The 12994-nt window shown below is 74.5% G+C and carries 10 protein-coding genes; 7 read left to right on the top strand and 3 right to left on the bottom strand.

Annotated elements, in window-relative coordinates; genetic code table 11:
* Positions 1–5: 5 nt before the first annotated feature.
* Complete coding sequence (thrC, locus tag MTP10_RS17725) at positions 6–1064, bottom strand: threonine synthase (protein WP_310710569.1); 1059 nt, start codon at positions 1062–1064, stop codon at positions 6–8.
* 199 nt (positions 1065–1263) lie between these two features.
* On the opposite strand from thrC, the gene MTP10_RS17720 reads away from it, so the two are divergent.
* Positions 1264–2754, top strand: coding sequence for a glycosyltransferase (locus MTP10_RS17720; RefSeq protein WP_310710568.1), 1491 nt, complete (start codon positions 1264–1266; stop codon positions 2752–2754).
* A 34-nt stretch (positions 2755–2788) separates the two neighbouring features.
* Here the strand turns inward: MTP10_RS17720 and MTP10_RS17715 are convergent, their stop codons facing one another.
* Positions 2789–4408, bottom strand: coding sequence for a glycosyltransferase (locus MTP10_RS17715; protein WP_310710567.1), 1620 nt, complete (start codon positions 4406–4408; stop codon positions 2789–2791).
* Entirely contained in the window at positions 4405–5562 is a 1158-nt protein-coding gene (locus tag MTP10_RS17710; protein WP_310710566.1) for a glycosyltransferase, read from the bottom strand. The genes MTP10_RS17715 and MTP10_RS17710 overlap by 4 nt, the downstream gene beginning before the upstream one ends.
* 260 nt (positions 5563–5822) lie before the next feature.
* Here MTP10_RS17710 and MTP10_RS17705 point away from each other — a divergent pair, with 260 nt between their 5' ends.
* The 6 genes from MTP10_RS17705 to MTP10_RS17680 all read left to right on the top strand — a co-directional run bounded on the left by MTP10_RS17705 (position 5823) and on the right by MTP10_RS17680 (position 12927).
* A complete protein-coding gene (locus MTP10_RS17705) occupies positions 5823–6260 on the top strand; it encodes a hypothetical protein (RefSeq protein ID WP_310710565.1) in 438 nt (145 codons plus the stop codon).
* Positions 6257–7765 (top strand): glycosyltransferase, encoded by a 1509-nt coding sequence (locus tag MTP10_RS17700; RefSeq protein WP_310710564.1) that lies wholly within the window; start codon positions 6257–6259, stop codon positions 7763–7765. Before MTP10_RS17705 ends, MTP10_RS17700 begins: the two co-directional genes overlap by 4 nt.
* The gene (locus tag MTP10_RS17695) at positions 7762–9723 is read left to right on the top strand and encodes a glycosyltransferase (protein ID WP_310710563.1); all 1962 of its coding nucleotides are present in this window, start codon (positions 7762–7764) and stop codon (positions 9721–9723) included. Before MTP10_RS17700 ends, MTP10_RS17695 begins: the two co-directional genes overlap by 4 nt.
* 31 nt (positions 9724–9754) lie before the next feature.
* Positions 9755–11572, top strand: coding sequence for a glycosyltransferase (locus MTP10_RS17690; RefSeq protein ID WP_310710562.1), 1818 nt, complete (start codon positions 9755–9757; stop codon positions 11570–11572).
* Positions 11573–11645: 73 nt separating this feature from the next.
* Complete coding sequence (locus MTP10_RS17685; protein ID WP_310710561.1) at positions 11646–12485, top strand: helix-turn-helix domain-containing protein; 840 nt, start codon at positions 11646–11648, stop codon at positions 12483–12485.
* Between the two features lie 94 nt (positions 12486–12579).
* Positions 12580–12927, top strand: coding sequence for a VOC family protein (locus tag MTP10_RS17680; protein ID WP_310710560.1), 348 nt, complete (start codon positions 12580–12582; stop codon positions 12925–12927).
* The last annotated feature ends 67 nt before the right edge of the window (positions 12928–12994 follow it).

Genomic DNA, 12994 nt, shown 5'->3' with positions numbered 1-12994 from the left:
CGGGGTCAGGCCAGGCCGAGGGCGGCGGCGGCCGCGTGGACGTCGATGGGCACCGTGACCGGCGCCGGGGCGCCCGAGATGGCCCAGTCGGGGTCCTTCAGCCCGTTGCCGGTGACCGTGCAGACGATCCGCTGCCCGGGCTCGATCAGCCCCTCCGCGTGCGCCTGGAGCAGGCCCGCGACGCTGGCCGCCGAGGCCAGCTCGACGAACACGCCCTCCTCCTGCGCCAGCAGCTTGTACGCGGCGGCGATCTGCCGGTCGGTGACCGACTGGATGGCGCCGCCGGACTCGTCGCGCGCGGCGGTGGCGAGCTGCCACGAGGCGGGGTTGCCGATGCGGATGGCGGTGGCGATCGTGTGCGGGTGCGCCACGGGCGCGCCGGTCACGATCGGGGCCGCGCCGCTCGCCTGGAAGCCGAACATCCGCGGCGCCTTCGACGACACCCCGTCGGACAGGTACTCCTGGTAGCCCATCCAGTACGCGGAGATGTTGCCGGCGTTGCCCACGGGGATGCAGTGGATGTCGGGCGCGTCACCGAGCGTGTCGACGATCTCGAACGCGGCCGTCTTCTGACCCTGGAGCCGGAACGGGTTGACCGAGTTGACCAGCGCGATGGGATAGCTGGAGGACAGCTTGCGGGTCATCTCCAGGCAGTCGTCGAACGACCCCTCGACCTGGAGCAGCGTGGCGCCGTGGACGAGCGCCTGGGCCAGCTTGCCCATGGCGATCTTGCCGCGGGGCACGAGCACGGCGCAGGTGAGGCCGGCGCGCACGGCGTAGGCGGCGGCCGAGGCCGAGGTGTTGCCGGTGGAGGCGCAGATGACCGCCTTGGCGCCCTCCTCGACGGCCTTGCTGATGGCCATGGTCATGCCACGGTCCTTGAAGCTGCCCGTCGGGTTGGCGCCCTCGACCTTGAGATAGACGTCGCAGCCGGTGAGGGCCGAGACGCGGTGCGCGGGCACCAGGGGCGTGCCGCCCTCCAGAAGCGTGACGACCGGCGTCCTCGTGGTGACCGGAAGGCGCTCTCGGTACTCCTCGATGAGGCCACGCCACGACCTGCTCATGATGACTCCCTGCCTGCGATGTTGCGCCCGAGTGTACGGGGTGCCGGGGCGAGCCGTGGACGCCGTCCAAGGGTCGGGAGACTTCCCATCGGGTGTGCCGCATTACAGGAAATTCTCAGCATCTCCCGATAAAGTTTCGGCCAGGGGGGTCACCGACATGAACGCGCGTCCTGCCATGACGCAGAACGACTTTTCTCCTTTGCAGCCACCGGAGCTCGGCGCCTGGACGCCCGCCCGGTCCGTGAGCGTGGTGATTCCCGCGCACGGCGGGCCGCACCTGGATCTGACGCTCGCCGCGCTCGCCGCGCAGACGTACCCCGGCCACCTCCTGGAGGTCCTGGTCGTGGACGACGGCAGCGAGCCGCCGATCCGGCTGCCGGAGATCCGCCCGGACAACACCCGCCTGGTGCCCGTGCGGACCGGCTGGGGCATCTCCAACGCGGTCAACACCGGGGCCAACGCCGCCGACGGCGAGATCATCCAGCGGCTCGACGCCGACATGGTGCCCTGCCGCGAGCACATCGAGGCGCTCGCCCGCTGGCACCACGTGACCGACTACCTGGTCACGATCGGGATGAAGCGGTTCGTGGAGGCGCCGCCGCTCACCGCGGGCGAGGTCTTCCGCGCCGGGGACCTGGGAGAGCTCTTCGACCTGGACAAGGCGGTGGCCAGCTCGACGGAGGCGACGATCGCCAAGACCGGCGGGCTGCGCAAGAGCCGCAACCCGTACCACGTGTGCACGGGGCCCACGGTGGCCCTGCCGCGCGAGGTCTTCCACGCCGTGGGCGGGCTCGACCCCACCGTGCTGCGCGGCGAGGACACCGAGTTCGCCTACCGGCTGGCCATGCACGGCGTGGTGTTCGTCCCGGACCTGGAGGCGCGGGCCGTCCATCTCGGGCTGCCCGCGCAGCACCTCGACCGCGAGCGCGCGGTGCGCGCCGTCGAGCCGTACCTGGCGCACCGCGTCCCGCTCCGCCGCGACCTGCGCAAGGACCGCGGGCGGCGGTGGCTGGTGCCGTACGTCGAGATCGTGCTGGACGTCACGGACACCTCCGAGGCCGTCGTACGGCAGGCGGTGGCCGCCGCGCTGGACGGCAAGCTGCAGGACGTGGCGGTGACCCTGGTCGGGCCGTGGTCGCTGCTGCGCGACGGGCGGCGCTCGGTGCTCGGCGACCCGTGCTTCGAGCTGCGGCTGATGCGCGACCTGTTCGCCCACGACGAGCGGATCAGGCTGATCGACGAGGCCGCGCCCACCCCCGCCCCGGCCCCGTTCCGCTACCGGGGGCCGGTCGACGTGCCGCTGCACCGCGCCACGCTGGAGCGCATGGTGGAGGACGCGCAGAAGGACCTCACCGGCGTGCTGGTCGTGGACCTGCCCGACGGGCGCGCGGCCCGGCTCGAACGCACCTCCGCCCTCGGCCGCGCGCTCCTGCTGGCGGAGCCGGGCGAGGACCTGGACGAGATCATCGCGACCACCCACGGCGTACGGCACGTGGCGCCGGACCGCTACTGGCCCCCGGCGCCCGCCGGCACGGCCGCTCCGGCCGCCTCCTCCGCGGGGCAGGCGCGGCCCACCATGGCCGCCCCGACGGCCGCTAAGGCCGCCCCGGTCACGGTGCCGGACACGGTCGGCCAGGAGGCCGAGCGGTCGCTGCTCGGACGCCTGAAGTCGGCCCTGCGCTCCAACTGACGCCCCTGCCCCGTGGCCTTGCCGGGGGCGGGCGTCAGGCTCGCGGACGCTTGCCCAGGGCGCGCTTGACCGTGGTGGACAGCAGCGCCCGCATGCTCTGCTGCGCGCGGTTGGCGGCGGCGAGCTGCCTGCGCAGGGCGCTGACGTCGCGGCGCAGCTCGACTGTGCTCTTGCGCCACTTGCCCGCCTCCTCACGCCACTTGCCGACCTGGCCGCGCAGCCGCTCGACCTCCTTGGCCAGCCGTGCCGCCTCCGCCTGGGCCTCGTCGCGGGCGCGCAGGACGCCGCGGCGGCCGGTGACGGCGGCGGGCTCGGTGGTGAAGGCGTACGTCTCCCCCTCGACCCAGGTGACGCCCGCCACCTCGTCCACGACGTCGTCGAGGTCCTCGCCGGGCCGCGCCAGGAGGCGGGCGCGGGCGAAGGCCGAGGTGCGTTCGAGCCGGGCGGCGACCACGCCGTGCGGTGACTCGTCCAGGAGCACGTTGACCAGGCCCAGCCCCTCGTCGCGGCACAGGTCGAGGAGCCGGGCGAGACTGTCCTCGCCCGGCGCCCACCCGCGCGGAAGGCGCAGCACGTACGGCACGGCGGGATCCACCACGGGGGTGTCGCGGAGCCGGACGCGCCCCTCGTGCAGGTAGTGGCCGTGGACGAGGACGAGGTCGAGGCCGGGGTCGGCCAACGGGGCGCGGCGCTCGCGCTGCAGCGACTCCCACGGGCCGGTGACGACGACGCTCAGGTCGGCCACGGTGCCGGCTAGCAGCGCGTCGACGGTCCCGCGCACGCTCTCGTAGCCCGCGGTGCCGTCGACCACGGCGGTGACGTACGGCACCTTCCACTGGCGGCCCGGATGGGAGCGCAGCCACCGGTAGGAAGGGATGCGGTCGGCCACGAACGCGTGGCTGACCCGGTCGATGCGCTCCTTGTCGCGCATGCGCATGGTGGGCCCGAGGTGGTAGGCGCGGGCCCGCGGCTCGGGCACGAACACCGCCCCGGCCTGGGCCAGCCGGTAGCCCATCTCGGTGTCCTGGCCCAGGACGAGGTCCTCGTCCATCGGGCCGGCCGCCTCGATCAGCCGGGCCGACACCGAGGTGGCGCCGCCGACGTGCAGGCTGAAGGGGCGCTGCGGGTTGTCCGTGAGGCCGTCGGTGCGCTCGACCAGCTCCACGATCCAGCCGTGGGGCTCGGCCGGCTCGAACGCCTGCTCCAGGTCGTCGGGCAACTCCGCCGGCACCGGCACGTCGGTGAACCTGATGTAGCCGGTCACGACGAGGTACGGCGCGACGTGGTGCCAGCGCATGTGGGCCTCGACGGCGCCGGGGGCCGGCAGTACGTCGGAGTCGAGCCAGTGGACGACGTCCCCGCCGGCCTCGGCCAGCCCGGCGTTGCGCGCGGCGGCCCGGCCCGGGCGGTCGCAGACGATCAGGCGGGTGCCGGGCGGCCGCGTGTCGGGCAGTCGCAGCGGGGGCGTGCTGCCGTTGTCGACGACCACGACCTCGGTCAGCTCCGCCGGGTAGGTCTGGCGGGCCAGCGCGGCCAGCGCGAGATCCAGCTTGTCCTGGCCGCCGTACGCGGGCACGATCACGCTGACGGTCAGCCGGGGCGTGAAGTCCTCGGCCGGTCGCAGGACCCGATAGTCGTTCCCCCGGACTCTCATGCCGCCTCCGCCCGCGAGCCGCCGTCCTCCATCAGCAGGCTCGGCCGGAAGCCGCGCCACTGGCTGGAGGCGAGCTTGAGGAAGTGGGCGAGCGGGAGCTGCCAGGTGTGGTCGCCGCTGAGCCCGCGCCTCAGGACGTAACCGAGGCCGTGTGTGCGGTAGATGCCGGCGCCCGACTCGGCGGCGGCTTTCAGGAAGTCACGATCGACCGCACGAGGCTGGGCGGGAAATCCCCCGATCTCCTGAAATTTCGTACGGGGAACCAGAATCGTGCCGCCGGCCACATGATCGGACCAGACCTCGCTCCGGTACGCCGCGCCGCTGGCGAACATGCTGCGCCGGATCGTCGCGCGCAGCGGCTCCAGGTAGAAGAACTCCCCCGAGGTGCCGGTCACGTCGGCGCCGGAGTAGGTCAGGGCCATGACGAGGTCGGCGAGGTGGTCCGGGCCGTACCAGTCGTCGTCGTCCCACTTGGCGAGGTACTCGCCGCCGGCCGGCGCCGCGGCCTCGTTGAGCACCGTGCCGAACGGCACCTCGGCGGGCACCTCGGTCCAGGCCACGGGCAGCGACAGCTCCTCGACGGCCCGGCGCACGCTCTCGTACGGCACTCCGTGCAGGCCCAGCAGCACCTCGACCTCGGCGCCGCGCTGGCGGGCGATCTGGGCGAGCGCGCCGGGGACCAGCTCCGGGCGCTTGGTGGCCATGACGACGCTGACGGACGGCGTGCCGGCCGGGCGGTGAGCGAGGCGGCGCAGCCGTACGCTGTGCTCCTCGCGTCGCAGGTCCGACAGGCAGCGGACGGTGCCGTCGGGCTCGTGGGCGAGCCAGGCGCGGTCGGTGATCACGGCGGCGAGGACGGCCGGCACCCAGGCGGGCGCGTGCGTCGCGGTGAGCGGCACGCCGGCGGCGGCCAGCCGTAAGAGACCGTCGAGCGGCACCGGCGCGGCCGGCCAGTCCACCTCCAGGCCGCGCAGCGGGCGCAGGGCGGCGATGTCGGCCGGCTGGGTGCGGGTCGAGGCGGGGGGCGGTGGGGAGGGCCGGGCGTCCTCGGGGGCCTCGGTGCCGTCGACCGTCCATCCGGCCTCGCTCCAGTGGAGGCGGGCCAGCCCCTGGTCCGGCGTGCGCGTGAAGCCACAGGGGGTGACGGCGGACATGCGTGCGGCGCTCCTCGACCGGCGTGGGACTCAGATCGGCGCCTACCTTACGCCGGTTTTACTGGCCCGTAGCCCAGTGCGTCATAGGTTGTCGCGCGATGCCGCAGGCCACAAGCGATCTTTCCCAGTTTGTCTCCAGGAACTTATGGCAACGTAGTGGCGAATGTTGATTAAGGTGTCAATAAATCCTTGACGCCGGATAAGTCCATGTATACGCAGTTCAAGACCACGAAGTCGATGTCTACGAAAGGTAAGCGCGGATGCTCTCGCCCCGCCGAACGGCAGCGGCCGCCGCGATCCTCGGAGTCCTGGCCGTCGCCGCCCTCGCGCTGCTCGTCCTGGGTGGCCTCGTGACCGTGGGGGCGGCGGCGGCGACGGGGGCGTTCCTGATCGCTCTGTCCGCCCTGGCCCTGCTCGTGCTCGTCGTACGCCGTCTCGACGGCAAGGCGCTGCGCATCGACCTGCGTGTGAAGAAGCACGAGGGCGAGCTGGCCAAGACCCTGACCGCGCTGCGGCGGATCGAGACGCGCCTCGACAAGCTGACGGCGGCCGTGGAGCAGTCCTCCGGCCGGCGCGGCGAGGACCTCTCCGCGATCCTGGCCTCCCTCGGCGAGGACCGCGTGAACGCCATGGTCCGCGCCCGAGAGGTGGAGGAGCTGCGCGCGGAGGTCCGCGCGCTGGCCGAGGGACCGGTATGAGCGGGACGGCACGCGTACCGCGCGTCAGGCACAACGACTACGGCTCGCTGGAGCCCCCGGAGCTGGGAGCGTGGCGACCGGAGCTGACCGTCTCCGTGGTGATCCCCGCCCGCGGCCGGCCGGCGGACCTGGAGCGGACCATGGCGTCCCTGGCCGCGCAGACCTACCCCGCCGAGCTGGTCGAGGTGGTCGTGGCGGACGACGGCAGCGAGCCGCCCCTCGACGTGCCCGGCGCGCGCGTGGTGCGGGTGACGGAGGGCTGGGGCCGCGGCGCCGCCCGGGAGGCCGGTCGGCTCGCCGCCACCGGCGACGTCGTCCACTGGCTCGACTCGGACATGATCCTGGCCGACGACCACGTCGAGGCGCACATGCGCTGGCACCACCTCATCGACCACGCCGTGGTGATCGGCGAGACCCGGTTCGTGGACGCGCCGGGCGAGGAGGGCGCCCCGTCGGCGTACACCACCAGGACCCTGGAGTCGACGCGGATGCTGAAGGACGCCGGCTCCAGCGCGTACCTGCTGCACACCGGCGCCTCCAGCTCGGTGCGCGCGGACCTGCTGCGCGCGGCGGGCGGCGTGGACACCCGCCTGAACATGGCGGAGGACACCGAGCTCGGCTACCGGCTCGCGCAGGCGGGCGCGGTGTTCATCCCCGAGCCGGCCGCCCGCGGCCGGCACGTCGGCCCGTCCACGGTCATGCGGCGCGAGCAGGACGTCCACCGGCACAACTGGTCCTACCTGGGCGACCTCGTGCCCGACCTGCGCTGGCTGCGCGGCCATCCGCACCGCCACTGGCTCGTGCCGTACGTGCGGGTGGTCGTGCCCGCGACCACGTACGAGGAGACGCGCGGCGCGGTGGACGCGATCCTGGCGAGCACGCTGACCGACGCGGCCGTCACGATCGTCGGCCCGTGGGGCGAGCTCACGGACGGGCGGCGCGCCTGCCTGGACGAGCCGCTGCTGGACGCCCGCCTCCTCACCCACCTCTACCGGCACGAGCCGCGCGTCTCCTTCGCCGGGGAGGAGCCGCTCTCCGCGGCTCCGGCGCCGTTCCTGCTGCGGCTGCCGGCCGGCTGGGCGCCGGGCGCCGACACGCTGTCCCGGCTCGTACGGCAGGCCGACGCGGACCTGCTCGGCCTGGTCTGCGTGGCCCTCGCCGAGTCGCCGGAGGGCGTGGTCGCGGCCCGCCTGGAGCGCACCGCCGCGTTCTCCCGGGCGGCCCGGCTGAACGGCGTGGCCGACGACCTGGTGGACGAGATGTTCGGGTCGCTGTGGGTGAGCGGGGGCGAGTACGGGCTCGTGCCGGTCGCCGAGGCGGAGTCGCCGGCCGGTGACGCGGCCAGATGGCGGGCCCTGGCGGGCGATCGGCTGGCGGAGGTGAAGAGGCTGCGGGGCGAGGTGGAGAGGCTGTCGGCCGAGGTCGAGCGGCTGTCGGCCGGGCCCGCCGCCGAAGAGGAGGGGCGGCTGACCTCGCTCATCAGGCATCTGAGGAGCGCCGGATGATCGGGGAGCTGCTGGCGGAGATGCCGGGGGCCCGGGTCTTCCTCGCCGGGATCGACGTCTGCGACCTCCCGGGTCCCGCCTCGCCGGCCGCCGCCCGCGCGGCGAACGCGCGGGACGCGGGGGATATCGTGGATCTCGACCGGGACCTGCTTGAGCCGCCGCCCGCCGCCGAGCAGGTGGCCGAGGTGCTGGTGATCGCCGGCACGCCCGCCGACCTGCGCCGGGCCGCCACCCTGCACAAGCTGCTGCCGGAGACGCGCCGCGTGGTCGTGGCCGTCCTGGACACCCCGCCCGCGCACCCCGCGCCGGTGCCCACGCCGACGCCCGCGCACCGCTGGCGCTCGCTGTCCGACCTGCGCGTCCACCGGCCCGAGGACCGGGTGTGGGTGGTGGACGCCCGCTTCTCCGCGCCGACGCCCGCCGGCCGTACCGTGACCGCGACCTCGCGCGCGTTCGCCGGGCACCGGCTCGACGTCATCGCCGCGCCCGCCGCCGCCCTCGCCGGGGTCGGCGCGGCCGACTGGCGGCCGGGCGACCCCAACGCCACGCCCGCCGAGGTGACCGGCCCGGTCCCCGATCGGGTCGGGGCGCCGGGCGGCGACATGGTCCTGCGCACCTCCGACTCCGGGCCCGCGGCGCCGCCCGAGGAGGGCCCCGGCGGCTGGACCGGCGACGAGCGGCCCATCGAGCGGCCCATGGCGCGCGCCGCCACCTGGGAGCGGCTCGGCCGGCCCGGCGGGGCCGCGCTGCCGCTCGCCGACCCCGACGTGCTCGCCGAGCCGTCCATGATCCCGCCCGTGGACGAGCGGCTGGTCAACCCGCAGGGCTTCGTCACCACCCCGTCGCGCGGCATGGCGTCGCTGGAGGAGCGCGAGGGCCGCTGGGCGGTCGTGCTCGACGGCAGGACGGTGACGACGTTCGCCGAGTCGGGCGGCGTCACGGACGCCGACGTGGCCCGCCTCCGGCAGATCCGCGGCGTCGAGGTGGACTGGCGGCACGCCCACAGCGGCCCCCCCGCCGCCGTGCGGGTGCTGGCCGGGCTCGCCGCGGCCGGTGTCCCGCTGGTCGCGGAGTCGGTGCCGCGCTGGGCGGGCGGGCTCGGCGACGACCTGGTCGAGCTGCTGACCGGCCGCCCCGACCTCACCGACGACCTGCGGCGCGAGGAGCACAGCGTCAGGCTGCGCCGGCGGGCCCTGCGCACCCACGGCGTCGCCGCCCGCTGGGAGCAGCTCGGCGCGCCCGCGCCCGCGCCGCCCCTCACGTCCGTCCTGCTCGCCACCCGGCGCGCCGACATGGTCGGCTTCGCGCTGCGGCAGGCGGCCCGGCAGCGCGGCGCGCAGCTTGAGGTCGTCCTCGCCCTGCACGGTGTGCCCGCCGGCCACCCCGACGTGGCCGCGGCGATCGCCGCCCACGACGGCCCCCTCACCGTGTACGAGGCCGACGGGCGGCAGATCTTCGGCGAGGTGCTCAACGACGCCGCCTCCCGGGCGTCCGGCTCGTTCCTGCTCAAGATGGACGACGACGACTGGTACGGCCCGGACTTCCTGTCGGACCTGCTGCTCGCCCACTCCTACTCGGGCGCGCAGGTGGTGGGGACCGTGCCGGAGTTCGTCTACCTGTCCTCGATCGACGTGACCGTGCACCGCAGCCAGGTCACCGAGCAGATCACCAGCTTCGTGGCGGGCGGGACGATCCTGGTGGAGCGGTCGGCGTTCCAGGCGGTGGGCGGGTTCCGGCCGCTGCGCCGCTCGGTGGACACGCAGTTCCAGGAGGCGCTGCAGGCGGCCGGCGGGCAGATCTACCGCACCCACGGCCTGGGCTACGTCCTGCGCCGCGGCCCCGCCGCCAACCACACCTGGCAGGAGCCGATCGGCACATTCCTGCAACGCAACAAGAAGCAGTGGCGGGGGTTCCGCCCCAGCGTCCTCATGGAGCTCGACCGGAGCGGCGCGTCATGACCCTCAAGGAGCTCGACCGGAGCAGCGCATCATGACTCTCATCCCCCGGATCCGGCGGCAGGACTTCGGCGTGCTCACCCCGCCGCCCCTCGGCGGCTGGACCCCCACGCTGACCGTGACGGTCGTCATCCCCGCCCACGACCGCCAGGCGACCCTCGACCTCACGCTCGCGGCGCTCTCGGCCCAGACGTACCCGGCCGAGCTGATGGACGTGGTCGTGGTCGACGACGGCAGCGCGGTCCCGCTGCGCCTGCCCGAGGTCGTGCCGGACGGCACCAAGCTCATCTCCAGCCCGTACGGCGGCTGGGGACGCGCCTGGGCGCTCCAGGCGGGCCTCGACGCCGCCGCCGGCGAGGTCGTCCTCGTGCTCGACGCGGACATGGTGCCCCACCGGACCCACGTCGAGGCCCAGCTCCGCTGGCACCACCTCGCCCCGTACCTGGTGGTGCTGGGCTGGATCGACTTCACCTCCGCCGACGGGCTGCCCGGGCCCGAGGACGTGGTCGCGGCCCTGCGGGCGGGCACGGAGCGCGAGCTGTTCCCGCTCTCGCCGGAGCGCCACGACTGGGCCGAGAAGATCATCGAGGACCACGACGAGCTGCGCACCGCGCCCAGCTCGCTGGCCACGAGGATCCACGTGGGCGCGACGGCCTCGTACCCGGCCTGGCTGCTGCGCTCGATCGGCGGGCTCGACACCTCGCTGGTGCTGGCGGAGGACACCGAGCTGGGGTACCGGCTCACCCAGGCGGGCGCGGTCTTCGTCCCGGACGCCGAGGCGCGGGCCTGGCACGTCGGCCTGCCCACGGCCATGCGGGACTTCGCCGCCCTCAAGCGGTACAACGACCCGTACGTCGCCGACCGCGTGCCGTACCGTCGCTACCTGCGCACGGACCCGGGCCGCCAGTGGCTCGTGCCGTACGTGGACGCGTACGTCCCGGCCGGGGCCTACGAGGACGTACGGGCCAGTGTGGACGCGTTGCTGGGCGCGAGCCTGCCGGACGTCCGGGTCACCGTCGAGGGCCCGTGGACGTCCCTCGGCTCCGGCCGCCGCTCCCCGCTCCGCGACCCCGACCTGGACCTGCGGCTGATCCAGGCCACGTTCGCGCACGACCCGCGGGTCCGCCTCGCCCCGCACCCCGCCTGGCCCGCACCGGCCGGCCCTCCCGCGGACGCCGGAGCGCCGGACGGCGACGACCGGCCGGCCGGCGCTGGAGTCGCCGTCACCGGAGGTGCCGGTGTTCTCGCGGGTGCCGGTCAGGAGCCGCCGCCGGTCGTGCCGCCGTTCCGGTTGCTCGTGCCGCCCGGCTGGGTGCCGGCCCCCGACGCCGTCGAGCGTCTCGTCCAGCGGCTGGAGGAGGCAGACGGCGGCGCCCTGTGCCTGGCGCTGGAGGAGACCGGGGACGGCGTGGTGACCGCCCGCCTGGAGCGGACGGCGGCCCTGTCGCGCGCCGCCCTGGTCGCCCGGCCCGGGGAGCACCTGGACGACGTCCTGGACGAGGTGTTCGGCGTGGAGTGGCTGGACGGCGCGTCGTGGGGCTTCGCCCGGCGCCCGGAGATCTACCCGCCCCGCAGGCGTCCCGTCCCGGAGCACGTCGCCCGGCTGGCCGAGCGTGACAAGGAGATCCTCCTCCTGCGCAAGCGCACGGACGCGCTCCGCACCGAGCTGGCCGAGCAGCGCAGGCAGGCCGGCAAGGCGGCCAGGGACGCGGCGCGCTGGCGGGAGAAGGCCGAGGAGTGGCGCCGCAAGGCCGTGTCCCTCTCCCGGACCCGCGACCGCACCGTCCTCAACCGCACGGTCCTGAGGCGGGCCGTGCGCCGGGTACGCGGTCTCACCTCTCCGGAAGCCTGAGCCCGACGAGCCTCCGGACCGGCTCCAGCGTGGGCCACGGCGGCGGCGATCCGCGCTGTCCTAGTCTGGACACATGCCGGAGTATGTGCGCAGGCGGGCGGCGCCCCGACTGCGCGGGCTGGTGTCCGGCTACTCGGGGTATCGCTGGTCCGGTGCGCCGGGGCTGCATCATGGGCTGCCGTCCACGCATCTGACGCTCGTCGTCTGCCTGTCCGGCACGCTCGACTTCGTGGGACGTCGGCCCGCGTCCTTCGTGTCCGTGGCCGGCGGGCTGCACGACGGTCCGGTCGTGATGTCGCACCATGGCCTGCACTACGGCCTGCAACTGGATGTGCCCTGGCGAGGCGCCCGGGCCTTGCTGGGGGTGCCGGCCGGCGAGTTGGCCGGCGGCGTGATCGGCCTGCCGGACCTGCTCGGCGATCGGGCCGATGAGCTGGTCGAACGGCTGGCCGCCGCGCCGACGTGGCGGCACCGGTTCCGGCTGCTGGACACCACGCTGTCCGGGCTGGCCGACCACGGCCGCGGCGAGCCGCCGGCCGAGGTGGCGCAGGCGTGGCGGCGGCTGACCGAGACCGCCGGGAGCCTGCGCATCGGCGCGCTCGCCCGGGAGGTGGGCTGGAGCCGCCGGCACCTCACCAGCCGGTTCCAGCGTGAGATCGGCCTGCCGCCGAAGGCGGCGGCCCGGGTGATCCGGTTCGAGCGCGCCCGGCGCCTGCTGCGCTCCCGGTCCCGGCCGTCGCTGGCCGAGACCGCGGTCGAGTGCGGCTACGCCGATCAGGCCCATCTGGCGCGGGACTTCCGCGCCCTGGGTGGCCTGACCGCGACGCAATGGCTCGCGGAGTTCCCATCCGTACAAGACCTGGACGCGACCCTGGGCGACGATGGGCCGCATGCCGCGGAGCGACAGCGCTGACCGTCCCTGGGTGTGGCCGGGGCGGCGGAGTCATGATCGCCGCGGCCGCGGACAGGGAGTCCGGAGACATGTTCATACTCGCTTGGAGTCGTCCATGATCGTTAACCGTGTCGTGCCCAACATCCGGTCGGAGGCTGTGCGGGAGAGCCGGGAGTTCTATGGGCTGCTGGGGTTCGAGGAGGCCATGAACCTCGGCTGGATCACGACGCTCGCCTCCCCGTCCAGCCCGGCAGCGCAGATCAGCTTCATGACCGGCGACAGGACCGCACCGGTCATCCCCGACCTGAGCGTCGAGGTGGACGATGTGGACACGGCCTATGCGGTCATGCGGAAGAGCGGCGCGGAGATCGTGCACCCCTTGCAGGACGAGGAGTGGGGCGTCCGCCGGTTCTTCGTCCGCGACCCCAACGGCCGCGTGGTCAACGTACTGAGCCACCGCTGAACGATCGTGGGGGAGCCCGGCTCCCCCACTGTCACAACCCGCCTGAAGCCCGTGCCCACCGACCGCG

The organism is Nonomuraea sp. 3-1Str (genome assembly GCF_031570565.1).
In the GTDB taxonomy this organism is placed as follows: domain Bacteria; phylum Actinomycetota; class Actinomycetes; order Streptosporangiales; family Streptosporangiaceae; genus Nonomuraea.
The sequence above is the reverse complement of the archived record's forward strand: the minus strand, read 5'-3'. Positions and strand labels throughout refer to the sequence as shown.